Here is a 22577-nt window from a genome sequence, read left to right as displayed (position 1 = left end):
ACTTAAAAACTAAATGGTTATACACATTTTAGCAAAGCATTTTTGAGGTCGCAAATCTTCTGAAAAGAGGAAGGCATTCCCCCCCTCCCTTATCATTTCTTGTTCTTTAGTTTTTCCAAAAGATTACTTACCTTTCCCTTCATATCAGATGTCTCTTCTTTTAAAACCTCGAATCGATATCCGGTTTCATTCGTTTCAATCTCAACAATATCCCCTTCATTAAGATTTACCTTGACTTCCTCTAACGGAATTATCAATTGTTCGCTTTCATCATCACGCTTTAAAAATACATAAAAACCGTCATCGATGCGATCAAGCGTATATTTTTTTGTCATCGCGGTTCACACGCCCATCCGTCGCCATCACGGTCATGCTTTTTCTCGTATGCCGGATGTCCAACCTGCACTCCTTTTGGATGATCCTTACGCATTTCAGTGCAGTTTTTATAGGGCCCTCCAGAAGAAGGTGCTGGGGCTGGTTTTGCTTCAGGTTTTGGTTCAGGCGTTGGTGTTGGGGCTGGCGCTGGGTTGGCTTCCGTTTTACCGCAACTATTGGACACTGAATTCTTTACTCCATCTGTTGTAACGGTGATATCGCAATCAACTGCTGTCTTATAAGTCTTGGCGCCGACTTTCTTTAGTCGGGCTTCGATAGTAGCGTGTGGATGACCATAACTGTTATTTTTCCCATACGACAGAATGCCCACGCTTGGCTTTATATTATTGATAAACGCAGCAGAACTACTTGTTTTTGAACCGTGGTGCCCCACTTTTAAAACGTCGACAGAGATATCATCAAAATAATTCATAAGAAAGTTTTCGATTTCTGTGTCTGCATCTGCCATTAAAAAGAAATCAACTTTTTTATAACCCGTTTTAATAACAATCGATGCATCATTCATATCTTTTGCCGATGAATCTACATATAAAACTTGTAGATAAAAATCGGAAGTGAAGTCCCCAATTAAGATTTCCGCTATTTCAGGCTCGATGTAATTGATATTTTTATCATCAACCAACGTCAACAGCTCGAAATACGTTTGGGTAGTATGCTCCGCTCCACTGTTAACAAAATTAGTTACTGGAAATGCATTTAATACCGCGATTAATCCACCGATATGATCAGCATCCGGATGTGTCGCTACCACGTAATCTAATTTCTTAACACCTTTCGCTTTTAAAAAATCAACCACGGTCTTACTTGCTGATTTAGGTCCACCGTCAACTAGCATGTTTTTGCCATCTGGCGATTGGATTAATATTGCATCCCCCTGGCCTACGTCTATAAAATGCACTTTTAATTCTTTTGTTGCTGCGTCAGTGGATATTGGTAATAGACTGACTGCCAGTATAAGGACCATTAATATTGAAAGTAACTTTTTCAAATCCTTACCTCCCCATTCTATTTACCTATTATCATAGTCCGGGTAGATTGCTATGTCTATATGATTTTCAGATTATTCAATAAGAAAGATTGCAATAAAAGCACGTAATGGTAAAATTAATTCATTAGGACTAATTTTAGGGAGGAGAAATAATGGATACATTGTTGGCAATATCTGATTTGGCAACTAGGTGGGGGCTACCGATACAATGGGTTGAAGAGCGGTCAAAGAAAGATGAAAATTTTCCGCCAGTACGAATGAGAGTAGATAATGGTAATATTTCGTTATTCCTACTGAAGGAAATAATGGTGTATGAAGAGGAGAAAAAGCTTGAAACAGAAACGATTAAAATTGAGTTCTCCAAAGACATACGATTATCGGAAGGTATTAGACTAGCTCTGGAAGATGGTCGACAACTTACTTACAATGACACTACTTACATAGAGGGAATTGAAAAGACTTATAACCGAATTAAGGATATTAAGTACAACGGAACGGTTTTTTTGGATGAATTAATATTTGGGGCTGTTATGACTGGTAAAGAGAAAGGGACACATATAAGGTATATCACTTTCGGGAAGACCCATACGTTTTTCCGTTTCAAAACCCGTATCAAGAAGAAAAATAATCAAATTGTATACACATTCCGGTTTGTAGATTAAGGGAGAATATTAAATTCTTCCTTAATCAATCTATAGCTTGAACGGATATAATTTCTTCAATTTGTATACGTATCTCTCCAAAATGTTCTACCAACAGGATGGCTTTTTTATGTAGATCAATTGTTTCGATAGTGCCCTGGTTTTCAATAATGCGGTTGTCTCGCCATGTTTTTATTAACGTTTCGCATTTTCGTTTATATGCTATTTCAATTTCTTCCTGGATGGCTGCCAAATCCCACTCCGTCAATTCGGGACGTTCGGTAAGTCCATCCTCTGCATGCCAGTCTCTCAGATCAGCTAGATGTTCTGGCAGCATCATTGCTGTCCATTTGATTCGGCCACGGTCTTTAATATCTCCATCTACCTTCATTAAACGACCATCCTTTCTTTATGAGAAACGGGAACAAGTGCTAAAACATTCTCGATCGTGAAAGTCCGTTTGGATTTTCGTAGGTAACAGTATACCCTAAATGACACTTAGCCCACCTGCAGGACCTTGATTCGTCGCTTACTGATTGTTCCATCAGCCGCCATGTACATCAAATCCAATACTTCGCCATATCTTACCGATTCCTCTAATGTTTTACGCACACCTGTTCCCCTTTTAACTAATTATAGAGAATGACAGTTCCTAGGTCAAATTATTTATTCAAAAGTTGTACTAGTCGTTACTTATTACGACAAAATTTGGTACAATGTTACCTATATATCGAAACTACAGAAAATATATAGAGGTGACATCTTTGATAAATATATATTGTGACGAAAGTTGTCATTTAGAGAACGATAATAGCGACATAATGGTACTTGGAAGTATTCAGGTCAATGAGACACTAAAAAGTTCATATTTTAATGAGATTCGTAAAATAAAAGCTAAACATAATATGAGTACTTGGAACGAAGTGAAATGGACAAAGGTATCAAATTCTAAAATAGAGTTTTATTTTGAACTTGTTGATTGGTTTTTTGCAAATGAAATTTATTTTCGAGGTCTTATTGCACAAAACAAAAAAGAACTTGACCACTCTAGGTATTCAGAAGGCGACTATGATTTATGGTATTATAAAATGTATTTCAGACTAATAGACCCGCTATTAGAATGGGGAAATGAATATAAAATATTCATTGACATAAAAGACACGCGGGGAGGAAATCGAGTTAAAAAGCTTTACGAGGTACTTTGCAATAATATGTATGATTTTAATGGTTCGGTATTAAAAGATGTTCAACAAATTCAATCACATCAATCCGAAATATTGCAGGTCTGTGATTTGATCATTGGTGCATTGTCCTACTATCATCGTGGCTTATATAACGAAAACAAGCCTACTGCTAAAAACAAACTTATAAACTACTTAAAAACAAAATACGAAATAAACTTGGACTATTCTTCTTATAGAAGCGAAAAGAAATTTAATTTATTTGTATGGACACCAGAGGGGGTCAGATAAGATGGTTCTTTCAGCACCACTATCAATGCAAGAGAATTCCCTTGAGAAAAACTTATCTTATACCTATGGTATCTTTAATTCTATTTTTATACATCAAGCCTATCGGCCAGAATTTGAGGGCAAAACTATCTATTTTGAAGTATCAAAGACGGTAAATGGGATAACCTATCCTTACCCCGAAAAATTAATGCACATTGTCTCTTTGGAAGAAAAAAGAGAACACACAATTTTACCATGTAATAACGACGTGGCTAGCATTAGTTGTTCCAACCAATGTGAATTTGCTAAAGCGCATATTTTATTTGTACCATTACAGAGAAATGAGTGTTTGTATCGAATGGCTAGAATACATTGGATTCCTGAAATTATTGATCTTGCCAATAAAAAGGATCCACGTGTAGATGTCTGGGTGGAAAAAAAGAAGAACAAGCATAATAAATTTGTGGAGAAAACTTATATCCGTTTTCGAGAGGGAATAATTGATTATTTGATTATCTTGGCACATAGGAAGAGAAGGGGAGTTCTAACAAACTATATTTTCGATTCCGCCTTTCCAGTTTTCCTTAATAGATCTAAAAAACAATATAGCCAAAAGTATGAAAGTTATATTCGCACACTTCAAACAAATTAAAAAGCCGCAGCCATCATATGGCCACAGCATTCTCCTTCTACTACTCGGTAGATGAGCTACTCTTAATTTAACACATTATATGCATTTGTAAACAATAAATTGCATTTTGATGAAAAAAACTTCATAAAAGATTAAAATAGCACCCCGTCTGATAATTTACAGGGTGCTATTTATTTCTCTACATTATTCAAAAAAACTCCATATGTATCTCCACTTCATTCTCTTTGCTACATTTCTTGCATTGAACCAAGCCCTTGACCGATTTACCAAACTGAATCCGCTTGAACTCTAGTGCTGACTCTAAGCATTCCATACATCTTCGACCTTTCACCCTGTCTCCATTACCCCTACATCCGACTGACTGAATTGAACATTACATAGCAAATAATGGACATTTCTCATTTCTGTATTCCACAAAACATCCACTCCTATCGACCTGGTTAGACAAGAATGTAAGTAAGACCTTCTTTATGGACAAATAAAAAAGCGCACTCATCCACAACGGACAAGGCGCTTTCACAGTCATCGTATTCGGGATTAGTATATCCTCACTTCGCTAAATCATCAAAAACTGCTTTAAGAATGGACCCCAGTTGTAAGCACCGATATCTCTTACTATATAAATTGTAATACTTACCTAATCCAAATTATATCGATTCACATTAGACTGTTGTAATCGTTTATGTTTCCATTTAATTTCTCCTAAACTTACGAAAACACTCAATAGCAAATGGGCAATGACGACAATTACTAGATGGAGTAGCAAGAAATAAATTACCTGCTTCTTCAGGTATCAAATCTAGAATTTCACATTTAGAAGTGATTGCGTTTGCCACTCCCAAAGCCCATTGTCGAGACTTTTCCATATCAGCTTGTTTGAAAACATGTTTACTTTCTTTTCTAAACCTTAGGAAGTACAAGTTCCCTTCAACCGTTGATCGATTCTTCATTTGACCGATAGCCCAAGCATAGAGACCAATTTGGTTATTATCCAGTATATCGTATCTTCTCCTGTTTGTTTTCCAGTCAACTATTTTACTGCCATCTGCTGTGACCACATCAATATACCCCTGAATCATAGGGGCTGACTCCTCCTCCGATAAAGGAAGTTTAAAATGTACCTCTGTTGCACCTATGTTTTTTTTAATTGGAGCGTGGCTTACTAAATCGGACATCTCCTCCAAAGTAATTTCTGGGTGAAAATCAGCTTCGATTATTCCATTTAATACTGCTTCTGAATGACTAACCCCATTTATTTTATCCTCAATGGCTTTATGAACCCCCTTCCCCAACGCTAGGGGGTAAGTAATCGGTTCCTCATATCCCTGAATGTATTTCTTATAAAACCGATACGGACAAGATTCATACAGGCTCAAACGTGAAAAAGAGAATATCATGCTGCTATCTCCTTTCTTTATTTGAAAAAGGAAAAGAGGACTGGCTGACCAATCCCCTTTACACCATTATCTATCAGAACGGCAGATCCTCGTCCTTTACTTCAAACGAACCTCCGACTGCTCCATATTGATTGGAATGCTGACCATGAGAGTTTGTGTTACCAGCATAGGGATTCGGTTGCTGTTGGAAGCCCCCCTGCCCTTGTGGCTGCTGGTAGTTCTGTTGTCCCTGCTGATTTCCCTGTCCCTGGGGTTTCGGATCAAGGAATTGTACAAAGTCAGCGACAACCTCTGTAACATACACTCGATCTCCTTTGTCGTTTTCATAATGGCGAGTATTGATACGACCGTTCACCGCAGCTTGACTTCCCTTCTTAAGAAAGTTTGCTGCATTTTCAGCGGCCTTCCTCCAGACCTGGACCATGATGAAATCCGCTTCGTTTTCTCCATTGGCATTTTTAAACGGACGGTTCACTGCAAGCGTGAAGTTGCACACGGCTACACCACTCTGTGTATATTTGATTTCAGGATCTTTTGTCAGACGACCTACCAAACTCACGTTATTCATATTGTTCTCCTTTTCTCATGGCTGCGTATCAGCCATGACCCTATTTCTCCTCCGTAAAGGGTGACGGATATTTTAATTGGCTAGCGACACTTTATCGTTTGTCACCGAATTTCTTTTAGAATGCAGTTTTTTCATTTTCAACATGTAATAGAGAAATGACACGTTCAGCACGACTTTCTCCATTGCAAAGTCATAGGTGGACAATGAGACTCTCCATGCTGACCTACCTATTTCAGCACCTTCTATCGCCCAATCCACCCGTTCAGCATCTTCTTTCACATATTCAGCCAATACTCGGTTGAATAGCAGATGAATCTGGGTTTCTCTACACGACTTCATGATAAATTGAAGCAATTCATCCTGCCGTTCCTCCTGATTTTCGATATGTGCGACAACAATGAACATGGCGAAGTGCTTTACCAGCTGTTCGTATTCATATCTCTTCCAGTCGCGCAAAACCGCTTCCCTCTTCTTTTTGAATTCAGCCCGATTCTTCCGTTTATATTCAGCCCAGCCAATTGTTCGAAGCTGTCGCACATTCAACCGTTCAGCCGGATGGAGTGATTTCTTCCTTGTTCCAAAATACTTCTTCCGTATATCGTCATAAGGAAGACCGGATAGCTTCATTTCAAAGTCCAAGACACCACCTGAAGCACCGCAGAACCAACATTTATAGAGTTGGTCCTGTGTGTTCAATGACAAATAGAATTTATGTCCCTTGCTCGGTTTGGAATCCTCTTCGCAAAATATGCATTTGCATAGCGTTTCCTTTTTTCCATACGTACGTGGATTGAAGGTAACGCCATACCCCTCTGCAATTTTCAAGATTTCAGGTAGCATTATTAAGCCACCCCCTTATCTGCATCCCCCAACTTCTCGAAAAACGTAAATCCGTTTTCTGTACGGGTCTTCATGGTGAACTTCTCGCCGACAGAAAGATGTTTCGTTTGCTGAACAGCCTCTTCGCCTTGCGCGAAAACCATTGTTTGAGCATTACTACCGACGTTCTTCACATACATCTTTGCGAAGGAAATGCCGGCTGGTGTCGTACCTAGCTCATACTTTTCCATGATGAATGCGTCAAGTTGTTCTGAAGCTGTTTCTTTTTCCTGAATAACAGGTTCTTGAGCAATATCTTTTTGATTTGATTGCATTACAGATTCAGACTGTGCAGGTTTCTCGTTCTTCTGGGTAGAAGTGAACTCTACAAGGAAATTGAAACCACTCTCTTTTTTGATGACCATGGATAACTCTTCGCCCATCGGTACTTGGCTGAGTGATTCGATCATTTCCTGTTTCCCTTTGACGAGAACCAGACTCACTTCTTTGCTCTCTTTATCCATGACATTCAATTTTGCAAATTGAACATTTTGCGGACTTACCCCTTTTTCGAAACTTTGGAGGATGAATATCCCCTCAACATTTTGGTCATTCGATTGCTGAGCTGTTGCTTCGGCAGCCTGCTGATCCGCTTGACTCTCGTTCTGCTTTTTAGGGGCTGAAGAAGAATTCATAGGTACATCCATGTTTCCGCCATTTCCGTTATCATCCTCTTCAAGTGACATTTCTTCACGGGTGTACAAGCCACCTAATGGGAATTGTCGACGAAGCACAAAGACCTCGGCAATCTTCTGGATCATCGCGGAAGGCATCTTGTCCCACACATTTTTATTGCCGTACCGATTATTCAACTCCCCTGAGTTCGCTTGAAAGTATTCCTGGAAGTCGACAAACACAGCCACCGGTCTGAATCGCTTATGATGCATGACTGCATAAGCACCAAGTATCTGACCACGCTTCTGACCGAACTCGTGGCGCACGCTGCCTTCAGATGGAATGAACTCAAACTTATCCCCTTCCCGGACGACATTGGCAACGGGCGGTCCGACATACCCATCTTGGGTGGTTGCAACACGTAGCAGGCCATCCCTCGTAGTAATGAAGCTAGTCACAGGACCGTTTTTAGTTTCATAGCGCTGGAACACAATATCGCCTAGCAATGGATTCAATCCAAAGGTCTCACACACTTCAATGAAGTGGTTCGCCTCTTCTTGCGTCCCATTCGTTGGCTGAACAAACCTGCTCCAAATCAATGATTTCTGCTTATTTGTAAACGACAACACTTTTTCCATTCCAACCATCTCCTTTTATAGTTTTAGAAATAAAAAAAGCCGATATCACCCGTAAGGGATCAATCGACTTTTAAGAAACCAACGTAACAAAACGAAAGCAATTTGTTTTTATGTTTTTTACGCAACACCCCTTCTGATTTTTTAAAACAAAAAACCGATCTCTTCCAAAATGGAATCAATCGGCTTTTTAATATATAGCACGCAATTAATGCGCGAATATCTATTGGCATATAGCTATTTTTTGACGCAAGACGTCTGCCCGAGTTTTCAATAGATATAAAAACTCTAAGACAAAAAAGTTTATGTCGCATCTCCTTAAACAAAGTAAGGTTTAACGACTTTCACCGAGAAAGTGGTGACGTGAAGATCAATGATATATGTGTACATTATATCCAGTTGAAAAAACGATAGCAAATCCTACGAGCGCTACACTATATAGGATACTATATGAAACGGGTATCCAAATCTATGTATATTCCCCGAGCTGTCCCCTATAATACATCGGTTTTATCCACTGAAGAAAAAAAGAACCCTAGCGGGTTCCTATGTATCGTCTATTAGTACTAATTACCATTGATAAGTTCTAAGAGCTCGAGTGGGTAGTCTCCTTCTTTAATCCAAGAGAGCTCCTCCGCTGACAAGCGAAACCATTCACCGTTCATTCGCTTCTTTTCAAAATGTCGATGCAGCCAGCCCTCCACTTGACGGTCGAAATTTGTGGGAATCAGGTGCACCACCTTCAACCTGTAAGGATTCTTCGCGCCTAAACCATTAGGAATTCGTTTCATCGGGTCTTTCGCTTTCCCAATCTTGATGAATCCGTTCCCCTCTTCTTGAATTACATAGACATAGCCTGGCTCTCGTTCGTTGTACAACTCATAGAAAATAAGTTTTACCTGCCTCTTCGCTATTTTCTCCTTGCTAGTAATCCCGAACTTTTCAAAATCGAGGACCCGATTGAGGGAATCAATCATCTTCTGAACCCATTTCTTTTGGGTTTCACTGTTGTAAGATAACAGCTCCTGCCATCTTTTTTCAATTCGCTTATGATGCCATTTGAAAATGCTCAATACAATCAAGATAAGTATAACGGATACGCCAACGAAAAAGGATGGATTTTGCGTGAAGAGTTGCCAAAGGATTGAGACTGCAAAGAATAGAGCGAATGCAATGAAAAGCATTTGTTCCGAAGTAGAATTTTTCCGTCGTCTTCGAGTCATCTTCTCACCTCTTAGCCAGTGTCTCCATTTCCGAAGTGTTTAAACTATGGGGATAGGCTAAGACCATTACAATTATTTGATTAACGGTCAATAGTTGAACAAGAAAAAAGAACCGTCCAAGCAGCTCAGATCTTCAAGTAAAGCACCCGTTAGTTGAATAAGGTAATACAACTTCCCTAAATTCTCATATCTCCAATCTTTTTACAAAGAGCTTGAGCTCTTTTAGACAACAGTATCTTCTGATGCAAATATTTAGCTAATTTAGACCGAAGAAACTCATCCAAACAATAGAACAAAAAAGAAGAAAGAAGAGAGATGATGAAAAAAAAAGTTATCAAACAGACTCCCGATGTCAGTAAGCAACAAATTCCTATCCCGTTCTGAAAATAAAATGGGAATCAAAACAAAGAAAGTGGCTAGGAATAAGTGTATGAATAACGCAATACTTGCTCGAAAGAATCCGTTTAGTTTTTTTGTAACAAAATCAGAAAGGATAGACGATGGTACTCCGTAAAACAAAAGTATTGGCATTAGGTACATGCCTAAAAAGAAGGCAAAAGCGGTCTCTCCTGCGAGGGAAGAACTCAACATAACCAATATACAAACCATTATCGCGGAAACAAACTTTCTAATAATCATGTGACTCACCCCAATCAAAATAATCTCCTCTTAAATATACTTATTGGTTATTTCACCAATAGTCTTCAGAACTCCTTCTTAAACTAAACTGCCTCGTTAGTTGAACAAGAAAAAAACGTTAAGCAGCTCCGATCTTCACGTAAAGCTACCCGTTCACAATAAGATATTTATTCATATCCACCTTTTGGGTCTGGAAGTTTCTTATATTCTTCTTCACTTTCAACAATCGACCATACAAAGTCTTTTAATTCTATAAGTTGTTTTGCGTCTTGAGTAGGTTCACAATATTCCTCTGAAAAACTATGGGTAAATGTTTCACCATTAATAGTAACTTTTATCTCGTCTTGACCAAAAGGTTCTTTCATACAATTAGTTTCTGGAATTAAGTCTTTTGCATCAGCTATATCTATTTCTTTCATTTTTTGATAAATCAAAGCCAATTCCTCTTTTGAAAATGATAAATTAGTTGTTACTGTTCCATCAGCAATTAAATCCTTAGTTACCTTATTTTCATAGGTATTAATTACATTCTTCTTTCCAACACCAAACATAATTATAAAATCAAAGTCATTTGGCATTTCTGAAGACGTATTACTAATGTTAGTTACATTTGAATTACATCCTGTTATTAATAACACAAGCATAAACGCTAATAAATAACGTTTTTTCACAATGCTCCCCCTAAAAGTTCTAATGGAACTAAACTGCCACCTTAGTACAATAAGCAATTTATTTTTTATAAACTAAGATATCTAGGTATTGTTCAATATCTGGCCCGTTTTCGAAATAAATAATGAACTATTCTTTATCGTTAATTTTAACACACAACCATAACGAGTATCCTGTTTATTCCAAAAACAGAGTAATAATTTGTGCCACGTTAATCAAGAGTATTAAAATCACCATAATTCTCCACCCTACATTCTTTCGTTAACAAACTGACCATTATCATCTACAAAATAAAAAAGATCTTGAAGTTCTTCAATATCTTTCAGTAAATCCACGTCAACAGTAACCCTCATTTTAAGGGTATCGACAATTGGCTTTAGTGGCTGTAGATGTCTAATTGATTCAGTAATAACGATAAGTCGCTCGTCGAAATGTTTCCCACTCCACTTTAAATACATGAGTAATTCGTTAACCTCACCTCGTACTACATACACATATATTCGTTTACCTTGAAACTGTATGACACCACTGAATGGTTCCTTTGTTGGCTGAACTTTTGATTCCGGAAAATGTTTATACAATTGAAAGAACAGAAGACGCTTCAAAACATCTTCTGTTTTGTATTCGACCCAATAATTACTTTCATAACAATCATCCAGCCCCGCAACGACTGCCCCGTTAATTCCTAATGTGTAAATCGGTATGACCTGCTTGTTTCGATGGATCTCATGACGAACGATTTTCTTCTCGGCTACCATTCGTTTGAGGCGCTTCTTATCCAAAGAAAACATCCGGGTAAGTTGGGTTCCACCGATTAATCCAACAGCTGCTAGTGCTTCTAATGCCTTGCGTTCCTTCGGTGATTCTCCATTCACAAAAGGCGATCGTTTAATATTGGATGGTATTCGTGTCCAATGTAATGACCAATTGTGTGATAAAGAATATGGACTGATTTCCATGTGAATTTCCTCCTCTTATTTATATTGAATTAGGGGCACGTCGATTTGACGTACCCCGTTGCTATTTATAGCACCCGCGTAATACGAGCACGGATCTGTTCTTTCTGTGCATCAGTTTCCAATACACGGACAAGTACACGATCACCCTTTTTAACGTTTTGGAACTTTAAGTGACGGGCCAGTGAATCAACACCCGCCTCCAGATTAATGAACACACCGTATTCGCGGACACCAGAGACTGTACCGACATATTCGTTGCCCGAAGTATATCGACCAATGGAACGGAGCCATGGATTATCCTGTAATGCCTTTGCACTGACAGTCACGGTCTTCTCTTCTTTGTTAATTTCCAACACTTTCACTTTCATGTGGTCACCTTGCTTGACCTCTTCTGTTAAATCGTCAATCCACCCGTACCTGATCTCTTCGAGGGGAATCTTCACTTCAATTCCTCCGATATCCGCACGGACAAGTGAGGGGCTGACACTGCGTACCACGGCAATGATTTCGTTCCCTACTTCTATTTTCCTTAATGTGATTGCTGCCATGTGGTCTAATGCTGCAGTTCTGGAGCCTGTGAAAACCTCAGCTTCCCTATCGTAATTAAGGACCTTGAACGCGACGGACTGACCTGTCATGGCACGAAGGTGACGAAGATTGGATGCTCCTGTAAATTCCATAGGAATGTATCCACGAATATTTCCTACACTCACCACGGCACACGGCTTATCAAGTAGTTTCTCAATACCGACGATAGGGGCTTGAATGATGGAATTGTTCTGGTGTGCTCCATAGACCTCTTTCCAATCCTTATCAAAATTATTTACCGCTTCCACTTTTGACGGGTCAAAACCCTCAATTAGAACTTGCATGTTGTTTTCAGCCATTTAAATTCTCTCCATTTCATAGGTATAATTTGTTTAGATATTAAACACGTTTTATTTAATCCCAGAATCCGTCATTGGACCTCACGACATTGCTCGCTTCTTTCTCATTTATTTTCGGTGGAATTACAGTCTTGACTGCAGATGATTGAACAGTGCTCTTGTTCGATACTTCTTTTGTTAATTCAACGTTCTCTATTCCGGTATCCTGTTTTATCTCCTCAGATACAGGAGTACGGGAAAGTTTATTATCAGGAGTTACCTTTAAAGAATGTTGCGTATCAAGTTTCGGCTGGATAATTCGTTCCACTTCCGACTCAGCCACCACTTGTTTCGCAAGTTTAGATTCAGACGCTTGTCCTTTGTTATTTTTCTTGTGCCACTGGAAAAGGTTATGCAAACTATTCAGGTTCACCTTCTTAAACGACTTCGGATCTTCCCACTCCCTCAACTCCTTCCAATTACGAGGCACAAATTGACCTTTAGCTAGTGCTGGTTTCTGAGGGGTCCCGTCCTGCAGAAGCTTATGGACAAAGTTGAATCTTGGGATACCGTCCATCAAGTCCGTAGGGTCGAACCTATATTCCTCATCTTCCGTATCACGATAGGAATCTGGAAACAGGCGTGGCAGCAATACACGGTTCTTGTATGTGCTCTGCCTCATAATGACCTTGTCCTTGCCGAACTCCTCCGCGAATTCCTTTGCATCTTGTGCAGAGATGCCTCCAAAACAGATTTTGTTTCTACATGATGTAAGAATCGCTTGTTTCATTGCCTTCGGACCAAGATTTCCCGACTCGATTTCCAGTTGGCCAAGGGATTGAGTCGCAAAAATACCCGCTACCCGATATTCGGCAGCGAGTGATAAGAAAATCTCAACATCCGGATTAATGTACCGGCTGTATTCATCCACGATTAAAAAATGGGGGATGCGCGTATCCTCCGTTCCCGGTCTCCTGAACGTACCGTTTTGCAGGTGCATAATCATGAATTGACCGAAAGCATCGCCGGCTTTACGAAGCTTGCCGAGTGCAGTATTGACCGCAAGCACACCGCCTGTTTCCAAATGTTCATCAATGTTCACATCACTCCTTCCTGTCATGATGGTTCGCAAGGCTTCGTTACTGACGATGTTTTCAAGTTGCGCACGTAATCCTATGACGAACTGGTGGTACTTCTCCCGCATGCTGCCAAGCAATTCTGATTCGAAGAAATGCACGAGATCGGTCATTCCGTCCCTGTGCTTCAGTTCCGCCACTTTTTGCTGTAGGACGTGCTGGTCACGCAAGGTATTCATCACATCGATAATATCCATATCGTCCCCATGCAGTTCTTTCAGCAGTTTGGTGACGTTCCGTGCAGACAATTCCTGAACAGTTGCAAAGAATGCATCCTGCTTGCCGAATAACCCCTTCAATACAACGACTGTCGCCTCGGCAACAGTATCCATTTCTCCTTCCATCGGATTGAAACTGGCAGAATCAGTTTTGTTCGGGTCCACATGGATACAAGGGATATCCATTTCTAAACACATTTCATTTACCATTTCCGCCACATCACCTTTTGGTTCAACAACAGATATCCCCAAAGGGATGCCTCTCTTCTTTTGAAGTAGCAATTGATAAATCATCGGTTTCAATATTGTCGCTGTCTTGCCACAACGGGTTGGACCAACTGCAAGCATATGTGTGAAGCAATCACTTCCTTGCCACACGATGGGCATTCCCATTTGACTCACCTCCTCTCAATGTCATTTCTTTTTCCAATCCCACTTGCCGAAGTATTCATAAATCGAATCCATTTTGAAAGGCATGCGTTTTGACTCTTTAAAACTGAAAAGGGTGTGGAGTGTTCTTGAAATCCTGTGTCTTAGTAATTCTAGATCCTCTTTACTCTGTTGTTTAATCTTCAAATGATTTGATTGGTCACTCTCCTCCCACAACAATTCAGGTAGTCTGTGAACGTTGTAAGAAATACGTTGAATCCAAAACCCTATCTTCTTGCTGTAGTTTTTCGTTTTCAACGTTTTTAACAGCAGGTTGGACGTTTCAAGGACTAAAAAACCCAGCTCGTTTAATTCAGCTGGGCTTTGTTTTGCTACATGAGCTTCGACTTCAGGGTAGATGTGCAGCTTTTTACTACAGACTTTAGTTTTGAAAAGCACTTTGTGATTTCCTCCTTCGGTAAAAAACAATAAAAATAACACGTTTCATTCAATGGCTGAATGGAACGTGTTATTTTTGTTTTATTTGGTCTTCAGAATAGCAACAACGTTGTTTGAAACCTATACTTCAAGCTTTAGTTTAATACTGATTTGCTTTCTATCCATTTTGAAATGCCCAAAGTGTACTTTTATTTCTATATGGATTAAAGCACAATGGGGAAGTTTTGTTTAAAATATCCCTCACTATAAAGTGAGGGATTTGATTTTAGCAATATTCTATTCAACTGATGATAGTTCATCTTCAGTCACCCATTTATGATATTCGACTTCTTCCCCAGTTTTTGTATCTGTATAGCTTACCATATAGACAGTTGTATCTTCTGCCGAATCAATGGTAGCTGTAGCTCCTTCCATGCCCTCCATATGATCTGCTTCAAGGACAACTTCATCCCCTTGCTCATATGGCTGTTCCTCGGCATTTTCAATTTCTTCATGAATAACCCACTTGTGATTTTCAACTTTTTCTCCACCAGTAGTAGGCGTATAGGTTACAGCATATACAGTTGTATCATAAGCACCATCAATAGTTGCAACAGCTCCATCCATGCCTCCCATATGGTTCGCATGCATTACTGCTTCGCTTCCAACTGGATATGTTGGATTTTCAGCATCTGCTAAATCCTCTGGAACTTCACCTGAACTTGAATGGTTCATACCAGAATGATCCATTCCTTCCATTTCTTCAGAGGTATCTGATTTCTCTTCAGACTGTGTTACTTCATTTTCTGCGTTTTCGGTTGTGTCATTTTCTGATCCAGCGTTACTATCAGACGTATTTTCTCCATTGCCACCGCCACAAGCTGCCAATATAACCGTCAGCAATAAAGCTACAATTCCTATCAGTAATTTCTTTTTAAACATGTTATGCAACCTCCATTTAGTAAATTTTATGTCAACTGCCTGCATTTATTATACCCTCTACTCTAGATTGTGAATCTAATACAAGAAAATGTTTGAAATTTGTCAAAATCCAACGGATTTATTCTTTATTATTTAACACACATTAGCTGGAGAGAAGTTTGAAGTACAAGAAAACCCAGCTCTTTTAATTCAGCTGGGCTTTGTTTTGCTACACGGGCTTCGACTTCCGGGTAAATGTGCAACTTATTTCTACAGACTTTAGTTTTGAAAAGCACTTTGTGATTTCCTCCTTCTATAAATAGGCAATAAAAAATAACACATTTCATTTAATGGTTAAATGAAATGTGTTTTGTATAGGTTTGCAACATGTATTTTTTTATCATCTAAAGGGTTGTTTTAAAACCTTAGCCTTGTTTAACTATTCAACAAGAAGTATTCTTTATTTCAAGTTGCCCTTTTAGCTGAAGTAATTTGTTCTTAATAAAAGGATCGGTTTCTGAAGGTAATTGGTCTAAGTTAAAAAATTGAGCTTCAATTGCTTGATTCTCATCAGGAGTTAGTTCTCCTTCAAAGTCTGCGCATAAATAACCAATTGCAACAGTCTGATACTGATCGCCGCTTTCCTCGACACGATTAATTAATTCTTTGCCAGAATAGACACCAAATAACTGCAATGTATTTAACGTGATACCAACATCTACTTGTACAGTTCGTTTAATACACTCCTCAATGGACTCATTTAACTGCAAAATTCCACCAGGAATACCCCATGTTCCACCTATGTATCGATACAATAAAATATCTCCAGATTGATTGATTATCGCTACACTTGGTCGTACGATGATTAATGGGGAATTCCCAATCATCTCTCTCATCTTTTCACAATAATCCATAAAATCCTCCTAAGACATTTGATTCATATAACACCACATAAATGAAGGTTTAACCTGCACAACAAGATAGTTTTGATACATCTTTATCAAACGTAAGGGCAGCTAATTTTAATCCTTCTGCCATAGTTAAATATGGGGCCATGGTTTCTCGGAGGTCCTCCACGGTTAAACCGAATTTGACAGCCAGTGTCGCTGCATAAATTACTTCTCCTGCATTTTCTGCTACCACATGAGCCCCTATTATCTTCATTGTTTTTGCGTCTGCCACTAATTTAAAAACACCTGTTGTTTCTCGATTAACCAAAGCTCTCGGAACAGCATCTAAAGGCAAGACGGATGTTTTCACTTCATAGCCTTTCTCTTTTGCTTGTTGCTCCGTTAAACCAACGGTTGCAATCGCTGGAGCTGTAAACGTAACCCCTGGAACCACTTCTAAATTCAGCTTTTTATTCAGTCCTCCGATGGCATTTCCTGCTGCAATTCCACCTTGATAAGCTGCCACATATACAAATTGAGGACCAAGTGTCACATCTCCTGCTGCATAGATGCTTGAATTCGTTGTTTGTGAATACTCATCGATCATAATTTCACCACGCGAGCCTACTTCAACACCAGCTACCTCTAAATTCAAAGTCGTCGTATTTGGTTTTCTTCCCGTCGCAACAAGTAACTGGTCTGATTCAACGACTTTTGTCCTGCCATTTACCGTTACATAAACCTTTTTTATCTCGCCATCTTGTTCAACACGATCAAAAGTTGCCCCTGTTACTAAATTAATCCCTTGTTCTGTTAATGCTTGCGTGATTGCTTCTGAAACTTCAGGATCGTATTCCTTTAACAGTCGTGGACTTCTTTGCATCAACGTTACTTCTGAACCCAAATGATGGAATAGTTGTCCCAATTCCATACCGATATAACCTGAACCAATGACTGTAAGACGTTTTGGAACCTGTTTTAATTCAAGTAATGATGTACTTGTTAAATAATCTACCTCTTCTATTCCAGGAATCTTTGGTACAGCTGGTGAAGCACCTGTCGCTATTAAAAATCGTTTGGCTGATAACTGTATGCCATTCACTTCGACAGTTTTTTCATCCACAAATTTCGCTTCACCTTTTATTAATTTAAAGCCATAGTCATCAATTAAATCAACATATTTCGAATTTCGAAGATCCGTCACCAAATCGTTTTTCTGCTTAATTAATGGAGTCAAATCGACATTGCCTGCTGACGTGTGCAATCCCACAAACGGATTGTTTTTTGCTATATGATTAATTTCTCCAGCTCTTAACAGCGTCTTTGAAGGAACACATCCGATATTCACGCATGTTCCACCCACTGTGCCACGTTCTATGATTGCCACGTTCGCTCCGTATTTCGCGGCTTCAATGGCAGATGAAAAGGATGCTCCACCAGAACCAATGATAATGTAGTCATAATCATAATCACCTTTATCTCCAAGTTGCACCGTTTCTTGCTGTTGTACTTCTTCTGTCTCTCCAGGCTGGTATTCGGTATCAGAAATTGCCTTTTTCGCTATTTCCACCTCCACATCATTCGGAAGTTCAAATACAGCTTCCTCGCGACGAAAATCCACTTCAATCTCTTTTGCACCTATGTTTTCAAGAGCAACAGCAACATGCTCTTCACAGCCCGTGCAAGTCATTCCAATGATTTTAACCCGATATTTTTTCACTATTTATTCCTCCTTATATTTATAAAATCAAGGGTGATATTCAATCAAAGATTATCGTTTCGATAATTGGACATTGATGTAATGCTTTTTGATCTGGACATCGACTTTTTAAGTCCCTTAACATTGACTCAATACGCTTTAAATCTGCAATTTGTTCCTGAATTTCTATTTCCTTTTTTGATACAAATTCAAATATATTTTTGCAACGAACTTCATCATTATCAACAACTCCAAGCAATTTATAGATTTCATTCAATGAAAAGCCAAGGTCTTGTGTTCTTTTGATAAATTTTACACGCTTAACATCATCATCTGAATATATCCTATAACCTTCATTCGTTCGTGAAGGCTCTTTTAATAATGCTCTTTGTTCGTAATATCTAATCGTCTCTTTATTTACATCGCATTTTTCTGCAAATACACTAATTCTGTAACTCATATAACTCACCCCTATAAACATTATAAACCGCGTACTAAGGTACGCGGTCAAGTATAATAATAAATTTATCTTCTTCAACTAACCTCCTTAAGTAGAACAAGAAAAAAGAACCGTTAAAGCGGCTCGATGATCTTCAAGTAAAACACCCGTTAGTAAAATTATTTATTGTACAAATTCAATAGTTTTAGCTGTTCTTTCGGAAGTAGTTTTTCCCATAATTTGTTCAACGAGATAAAGTGCCATGTTAATTCCTGAAGAAACTCCACCAGAAGTTATGAGGTTACTATCGTGTACAACTTTGCTGTTTGATGCTACTCGAATATCAGGGTATTTTTCTTGTAATACCTTCATTGCTAAATGATGAGTCGTTGCCTTCTTTCCATCTAACAAACCAGTTTCGCCCAAAATATATGCTCCAGTACAGACCGAGCATATATATTCAATGCTATTATGTTTAATAATCCAATCTATTACCTTTTGGTTTTTAACCACAGATTGTACCGCCCTTAATGGTCCGCCTGGAATTATTAGAATATCTAATTCTGGACTATTATCAATGCTAAAATCAGGTTGTACTTTTATCCCTGAATGAGTTTTTATTTCGTTTCCTGTATCTGTAATAGTTATTACTTCAAACGGTCTTGTAGGTAACAAATGCTTTTTGTAAAGGGTAAATGCTTGCTCGGCTTTATTATTAGCGGTTAATGATAACACTTCAGCTGGACCAGCAAAATCTAATAAATCTACAAAATCATATAGTAAAATTCCCACTTTTCTCTTTCTCATTTGTATATCTCCCCTATCAAAACACTTTTCTTGTGCATAACCTTAAATACCTAATCAATCACCTACTTCTTTCGCTAAACTGTCCAGTTAGTTCTATAAGTAGAATTATAGCCCTTGTTTCAAAATATTCCAACACCCCTTCCGAATACTTATACTGCAATTTAATATATTTTGATCAATTATCTTCATTATCCGTGGATGCACCAAGCACTATTCTAACTTCCCCTCGCTGTATCCTCTCCCTTTCCTCCTTACGTTTTTCAAAGTAGCTTTTGTTCGGTTGTTCCTCGATTCGTTGATTGCCACGTTTTTTCTTGTACGATATTTCAGCTCGTATGATGACAACGTTCAAGTAAACAGCAACTATCACGAGCAACACCAAAGTCATTTTCATCATCGTTAACCGGGAAAGGAACTGTTCCATATCCCACGCTGCATGAACAAGGCTTGAAAGAAACATGGATGCTAACAGGGACATTGTGAACGACATTAACCTATCCAGTTTTTTATATTTCTGTTGTTGAAGTCGCCTAACAATGAAATAGATGGCCGTGACTGTCAGCCCTGAAATGAGAATCAACTTTGCTGTCGGGATGTAGACAGCATTGTACATAGCTGTAACGCCCAATGCTGCCGTTAGAAAACTAATCATCGCAATGAATACTTGCAATACGATCAACCCTTTCTGCTTCGGGCATTCGTCACTTCAAGATTCAACACGAAAACGAGTTCATCTGTCAGCAGTTCACGCATGGTTCGGTACATTCGCTTTTGCTCCTTTTTGCCAAGATGTACGGCTATTTCATTATTGAGGAACGTTTCGTGTACAGTGAGCTTTGTCATTTCTAGCAGTTCGGGAATGACTTGATTATTGGTTTCCATGTAACTTCCCCTTTCATAAGTTAGTGTAATTACAGAACGCATTTCAAAGGACACTTTATATAGAAGGAACGGGTTGGATTGCCTTGAGATAATCGATTAGCTTCCTTGAATCGATTTCAAGGTAATCGACATGGTGGATTTCGCCTAGTAATTGTTCGTGCATGGGCCTCGTCATGGAAGTAGTAATCAAGAGAACTTTACGACCGTCCAATTCGTACATTTCTTTGCGGTATTGACGGACATTGTAGATTTTGACCAAATCGGTGTCGAGAAGATTCACAAGATACTTTTCCTCACCTTCGTGTCGGACGATCCGCTCCAATCCATCGTATATTTTCCTCCGAGTATCTTTGAAATCCGTTTTAAAGGACAAGTCGTGCACTTTAAAGTCTTCCAGAAACCTCATGACGTTTTGTTCATCGTCAAAATGGCGCAAATAGTATTTGGCGAACGTGTACGGGAAAACTTTCAGGCTTTGGCATTGGACGATTACAGACGTATTGGTTGAAAGGTGTTCAACGATTGTCTTATAGCTTGCTGCGCTTTTGGCGAACAGAATATAGTTTGGATTGCTGACGTCCATCAGTTCATTGGATACCTTCATGAGATTCTTCATTCCTACGCCATGGAGGAACATATAGAAGAGGTAGTCTGTTCCTCTTGGACTCTTCAACATCCCTTGTACATTCGCGCCGCGGTTCAGTTCGAATTTCGCCTTCACGCTCCTGCTGTCTTCCATTTTCCATCCATACGCTTCCAAATCGATCATGACGTCATTGGTGGACAGAAGGAACGGTAAGTGACGGACGTTTATGCGTAATTGGTCTGCTCGCCGTTCAACAGGCACCCCCTGCTCTCGCAAGCAGGAAATGCCCGTTTCACTGATACGGTGATACGAGCCTTGTCTGTTCTGATTCACCAGATAGCCGCTGATTGGATGCGTGCTGATCAATCTGGAATTCCGCAAGATGCGCAGTTTCTTGTACGTGTACCACCGTGACAGTTCGTAACGTCGCATGATCTGCTCCGTACTCAATGCACGGTATTCGTAGAGGCCAGTCAGTATCGCAATATCCAAAGGTTGGAGTATCTTCACCACCTGTTTTTTGTTGGTTCGCGCCATTGAATCCTCTCCTTTCGTTAATTCGTAGGGGCTGTTTATTTTCGGTCACTTCTACACGGGGTTACGAATTGCCTCAACTAAACCACTTGAATTTGTCCAATTCGACTGATTTCCTGTAAATCCACATACTCCATAAATTCAGATTGGAAGCAACGGGTACAATATAATGCTTAAATCGGGTACAACATTGCATTTTGATAGGAATCCCTATATTGCACCCGAAAATGTTGCTATTTCATTGGGTCCAATATAACTGAACCACTCAAACGGTCAGCCCCAAAAATGAGGTGCTACAAAATCCGATAATTCCTCCATAATATCCTCTGGTTTCCGCTCATTTTCATCGTCTTTTTCCTTGATATCAGATTCGTATTTCTTCAATATCCCTTCCTTAATTGATGGGTCAGGAATATGGGCCAAGTGAAAATTTCTCTTTTTAAGTAGCTCAATGAATTCTGCAAAATTGTCTTGTGATACCACATACACATGTACATGATTGCCCCGTGGATCTAAAAATCCAATATCAACATTCCATACTCGCCACCAGCTGTCATCCCCAATTAAACCCGTGTGCCGGATTGCATCCTGAATTAGCTTTCTGTTGCGATTATCTAAATCGCGGATGAGTTTATTTTCATAGTGCTGAGCAATGATGATGACAGATTTATCGAATTGGAAATCAATCTTCGAAAAGTCATAAGCATCGATCGTTGCTCTGAAATAATAGTGCCTAATCATTGCAAGGTAATCTCGGTCATCCTCTTTATATAAAGGAAGGGCTCCTTCATAGGAGAATTGAAAAACGGGGTACCCATCGATTAGCAGCGGCTTTACTTTTGCCATCGGATAAACCGTTGTCCGTCTTATTGCATTCCTGTTACCACCTATCGCATTGATCCGGGACATTAAGTAGACCTTCATTCTCTCTATATTCTTCAACTGCTCAAGCAGCAACGTCTTTTCTTCCTCCATCCATTTCACTCCTTTCTACATCGGGGACGTTATTTCATATCATGAACCCTTGCTATGACTACATTTTGGATATCTAACGTCGGACGTTATCGAAGTTTATGAAAC

General features: G+C 39.2%; 25 protein-coding genes. 3 read left to right on the top strand and 22 right to left on the bottom strand.

The window, feature by feature from the left end:
• Window positions 1–92: 92 nt before the first annotated feature.
• Together M3191_RS11040 and M3191_RS11035 are read right to left on the bottom strand one after the other, a co-directional pair.
• Window positions 93–335: a DUF3006 domain-containing protein gene (locus tag M3191_RS11040; protein WP_251700429.1), complete on the bottom strand. Its 243-nt coding sequence runs from the start codon at window positions 333–335 to the stop codon at window positions 93–95.
• Window positions 332–1384, bottom strand: coding sequence for an MBL fold metallo-hydrolase (locus M3191_RS11035; protein ID WP_251700428.1), 1053 nt, complete (start codon window positions 1382–1384; stop codon window positions 332–334). Before M3191_RS11035 ends, M3191_RS11040 begins: the two co-directional genes overlap by 4 nt.
• 152 nt (window positions 1385–1536) lie before the next feature.
• Here M3191_RS11035 and M3191_RS11030 point away from each other — a divergent pair, with 152 nt between their 5' ends.
• The gene (locus tag M3191_RS11030) at window positions 1537–2046 is read left to right on the top strand and encodes a hypothetical protein (RefSeq protein ID WP_251700427.1); all 510 of its coding nucleotides are present in this window, start codon (window positions 1537–1539) and stop codon (window positions 2044–2046) included.
• 25 nt (window positions 2047–2071) lie between these two features.
• On the opposite strand, the gene M3191_RS11025 is transcribed toward M3191_RS11030, so the two are convergent.
• Window positions 2072–2416: a YolD-like family protein gene (locus M3191_RS11025; RefSeq protein WP_251700426.1), complete on the bottom strand. Its 345-nt coding sequence runs from the start codon at window positions 2414–2416 to the stop codon at window positions 2072–2074.
• 373 nt (window positions 2417–2789) lie between these two features.
• Between M3191_RS11025 and M3191_RS11020 the strand changes: the two genes are divergently transcribed.
• Together M3191_RS11020 and M3191_RS11015 are read left to right on the top strand one after the other, a co-directional pair.
• Window positions 2790–3497, top strand: a complete 708-nt coding sequence (locus M3191_RS11020) for a DUF3800 domain-containing protein (protein WP_251700425.1) — start codon at window positions 2790–2792, stop codon at window positions 3495–3497.
• Between the two features lies 1 nt (window position 3498).
• Complete coding sequence (locus M3191_RS11015; protein WP_251700424.1) at window positions 3499–4128, top strand: hypothetical protein; 630 nt, start codon at window positions 3499–3501, stop codon at window positions 4126–4128.
• A gap of 692 nt (window positions 4129–4820) precedes the next feature.
• On the opposite strand, the gene M3191_RS11010 is transcribed toward M3191_RS11015, so the two are convergent.
• From M3191_RS11010 to M3191_RS10920, 19 genes are all read right to left on the bottom strand, one after another.
• Window positions 4821–5525: a PD-(D/E)XK nuclease family protein gene (locus M3191_RS11010; protein ID WP_251700423.1), complete on the bottom strand. Its 705-nt coding sequence runs from the start codon at window positions 5523–5525 to the stop codon at window positions 4821–4823.
• A 73-nt stretch (window positions 5526–5598) separates the two neighbouring features.
• Complete coding sequence (locus M3191_RS11005; RefSeq protein ID WP_251700422.1) at window positions 5599–6093, bottom strand: single-stranded DNA-binding protein; 495 nt, start codon at window positions 6091–6093, stop codon at window positions 5599–5601.
• A 72-nt stretch (window positions 6094–6165) separates the two neighbouring features.
• Window positions 6166–6933: a hypothetical protein gene (locus M3191_RS11000; RefSeq protein WP_251700421.1), complete on the bottom strand. Its 768-nt coding sequence runs from the start codon at window positions 6931–6933 to the stop codon at window positions 6166–6168.
• Between the two features lie 2 nt (window positions 6934–6935).
• Window positions 6936–8225 (bottom strand): RecT family recombinase, encoded by a 1290-nt coding sequence (locus M3191_RS10995; protein WP_251700420.1) that lies wholly within the window; start codon window positions 8223–8225, stop codon window positions 6936–6938.
• Window positions 8226–8788: 563 nt separating this feature from the next.
• On the bottom strand, window positions 8789–9445 hold the full coding sequence (locus tag M3191_RS10990; RefSeq protein ID WP_251700419.1) for a GIY-YIG nuclease family protein: 657 nt from the start codon (window positions 9443–9445) through the stop codon (window positions 8789–8791).
• Between the two features lie 806 nt (window positions 9446–10251).
• Window positions 10252–10755, bottom strand: coding sequence for a hypothetical protein (locus M3191_RS10985; RefSeq protein WP_251700418.1), 504 nt, complete (start codon window positions 10753–10755; stop codon window positions 10252–10254).
• A gap of 246 nt (window positions 10756–11001) precedes the next feature.
• Window positions 11002–11712, bottom strand: a complete 711-nt coding sequence (locus tag M3191_RS10980; protein ID WP_251700417.1) for a hypothetical protein — start codon at window positions 11710–11712, stop codon at window positions 11002–11004.
• A 65-nt stretch (window positions 11713–11777) separates the two neighbouring features.
• Complete coding sequence (locus M3191_RS10975) at window positions 11778–12599, bottom strand: S1 RNA-binding domain-containing protein (protein ID WP_251700416.1); 822 nt, start codon at window positions 12597–12599, stop codon at window positions 11778–11780.
• Between the two features lie 55 nt (window positions 12600–12654).
• Window positions 12655–14325, bottom strand: coding sequence for a type IV secretory system conjugative DNA transfer family protein (locus M3191_RS10970; RefSeq protein ID WP_251700415.1), 1671 nt, complete (start codon window positions 14323–14325; stop codon window positions 12655–12657).
• A 21-nt stretch (window positions 14326–14346) separates the two neighbouring features.
• The gene (locus M3191_RS10965; RefSeq protein WP_251700414.1) at window positions 14347–14760 is read right to left on the bottom strand and encodes a hypothetical protein; all 414 of its coding nucleotides are present in this window, start codon (window positions 14758–14760) and stop codon (window positions 14347–14349) included.
• A 276-nt stretch (window positions 14761–15036) separates the two neighbouring features.
• Window positions 15037–15681, bottom strand: coding sequence for a YdhK family protein (locus M3191_RS10960; protein ID WP_251700413.1), 645 nt, complete (start codon window positions 15679–15681; stop codon window positions 15037–15039).
• Between the two features lie 422 nt (window positions 15682–16103).
• Window positions 16104–16574 carry an NUDIX domain-containing protein gene (locus M3191_RS10955; protein ID WP_251700412.1) on the bottom strand — a complete coding sequence of 157 codons (471 nt, stop codon included), beginning with the start codon at window positions 16572–16574 and terminating at the stop codon, window positions 16104–16106.
• Window positions 16575–16623: 49 nt separating this feature from the next.
• Window positions 16624–18270 (bottom strand): mercury(II) reductase, encoded by a 1647-nt coding sequence (gene merA / locus M3191_RS10950; protein WP_251700411.1) that lies wholly within the window; start codon window positions 18268–18270, stop codon window positions 16624–16626.
• A 40-nt stretch (window positions 18271–18310) separates the two neighbouring features.
• On the bottom strand, window positions 18311–18709 hold the full coding sequence (gene merR / locus M3191_RS10945; RefSeq protein ID WP_251700410.1) for an Hg(II)-responsive transcriptional regulator: 399 nt from the start codon (window positions 18707–18709) through the stop codon (window positions 18311–18313).
• 162 nt (window positions 18710–18871) lie between these two features.
• Window positions 18872–19495, bottom strand: coding sequence for a DJ-1/PfpI family protein (locus M3191_RS10940; protein WP_251700409.1), 624 nt, complete (start codon window positions 19493–19495; stop codon window positions 18872–18874).
• A gap of 175 nt (window positions 19496–19670) precedes the next feature.
• Window positions 19671–20165: a hypothetical protein gene (locus M3191_RS10935; protein WP_251700408.1), complete on the bottom strand. Its 495-nt coding sequence runs from the start codon at window positions 20163–20165 to the stop codon at window positions 19671–19673.
• Window positions 20166–20170: 5 nt separating this feature from the next.
• Window positions 20171–20377, bottom strand: a complete 207-nt coding sequence (locus tag M3191_RS10930; RefSeq protein ID WP_251700407.1) for a hypothetical protein — start codon at window positions 20375–20377, stop codon at window positions 20171–20173.
• Between the two features lie 55 nt (window positions 20378–20432).
• On the bottom strand, window positions 20433–21500 hold the full coding sequence (locus M3191_RS10925) for a replication-relaxation family protein (RefSeq protein ID WP_251700406.1): 1068 nt from the start codon (window positions 21498–21500) through the stop codon (window positions 20433–20435).
• A gap of 270 nt (window positions 21501–21770) precedes the next feature.
• Window positions 21771–22472, bottom strand: coding sequence for a hypothetical protein (locus tag M3191_RS10920; protein WP_251700405.1), 702 nt, complete (start codon window positions 22470–22472; stop codon window positions 21771–21773).
• Between the last annotated feature and the right edge of the window lie 105 nt (window positions 22473–22577).

This window comes from Sporosarcina luteola (assembly GCF_023715535.1).
Taxonomy (GTDB): domain Bacteria; phylum Bacillota; class Bacilli; order Bacillales_A; family Planococcaceae; genus Sporosarcina; species Sporosarcina luteola_B.
Note: the sequence above shows the minus strand (reverse complement) of the source record. Positions and strands in the feature narration are given on the sequence as shown.

What these genes read in the sequence shown, in the direction of transcription:
- M3191_RS11030 (WP_251700427.1), top strand. Translation starts at nt 1,537, where the DNA reads ATGGATACATTGTTGGCAATATCTGATTTGGCAACTAGGTGGGGGCTA.
- M3191_RS11005 (WP_251700422.1), bottom strand. Translation starts at nt 6,093, where the DNA reads ATGAATAACGTGAGTTTGGTAGGTCGTCTGACAAAAGATCCTGAAATC.
- M3191_RS10970 (WP_251700415.1), bottom strand. Translation starts at nt 14,325, where the DNA reads ATGGGAATGCCCATCGTGTGGCAAGGAAGTGATTGCTTCACACATATG.
- M3191_RS11015 (WP_251700424.1), top strand. Translation starts at nt 3,499, where the DNA reads ATGGTTCTTTCAGCACCACTATCAATGCAAGAGAATTCCCTTGAGAAA.
- M3191_RS10940 (WP_251700409.1), bottom strand. Translation starts at nt 19,495, where the DNA reads ATGAGAAAGAGAAAAGTGGGAATTTTACTATATGATTTTGTAGATTTA.
- M3191_RS10920 (WP_251700405.1), bottom strand. Translation starts at nt 22,472, where the DNA reads ATGGAGGAAGAAAAGACGTTGCTGCTTGAGCAGTTGAAGAATATAGAG.
- M3191_RS10925 (WP_251700406.1), bottom strand. Translation starts at nt 21,500, where the DNA reads ATGGCGCGAACCAACAAAAAACAGGTGGTGAAGATACTCCAACCTTTG.
- M3191_RS10975 (WP_251700416.1), bottom strand. Translation starts at nt 12,599, where the DNA reads ATGGCTGAAAACAACATGCAAGTTCTAATTGAGGGTTTTGACCCGTCA.
- M3191_RS10995 (WP_251700420.1), bottom strand. Translation starts at nt 8,225, where the DNA reads ATGGAAAAAGTGTTGTCGTTTACAAATAAGCAGAAATCATTGATTTGG.
- M3191_RS10960 (WP_251700413.1), bottom strand. Translation starts at nt 15,681, where the DNA reads ATGTTTAAAAAGAAATTACTGATAGGAATTGTAGCTTTATTGCTGACG.
- M3191_RS11025 (WP_251700426.1), bottom strand. Translation starts at nt 2,416, where the DNA reads ATGAAGGTAGATGGAGATATTAAAGACCGTGGCCGAATCAAATGGACA.
- M3191_RS11040 (WP_251700429.1), bottom strand. Translation starts at nt 335, where the DNA reads ATGACAAAAAAATATACGCTTGATCGCATCGATGACGGTTTTTATGTA.
- merR (WP_251700410.1), bottom strand. Translation starts at nt 18,709, where the DNA reads ATGAGTTACAGAATTAGTGTATTTGCAGAAAAATGCGATGTAAATAAA.
- M3191_RS10980 (WP_251700417.1), bottom strand. Translation starts at nt 11,712, where the DNA reads ATGGAAATCAGTCCATATTCTTTATCACACAATTGGTCATTACATTGG.
- M3191_RS10990 (WP_251700419.1), bottom strand. Translation starts at nt 9,445, where the DNA reads ATGACTCGAAGACGACGGAAAAATTCTACTTCGGAACAAATGCTTTTC.
- M3191_RS11010 (WP_251700423.1), bottom strand. Translation starts at nt 5,525, where the DNA reads ATGATATTCTCTTTTTCACGTTTGAGCCTGTATGAATCTTGTCCGTAT.
- M3191_RS10955 (WP_251700412.1), bottom strand. Translation starts at nt 16,574, where the DNA reads ATGGATTATTGTGAAAAGATGAGAGAGATGATTGGGAATTCCCCATTA.
- M3191_RS11000 (WP_251700421.1), bottom strand. Translation starts at nt 6,933, where the DNA reads ATGCTACCTGAAATCTTGAAAATTGCAGAGGGGTATGGCGTTACCTTC.
- M3191_RS10930 (WP_251700407.1), bottom strand. Translation starts at nt 20,377, where the DNA reads ATGGAAACCAATAATCAAGTCATTCCCGAACTGCTAGAAATGACAAAG.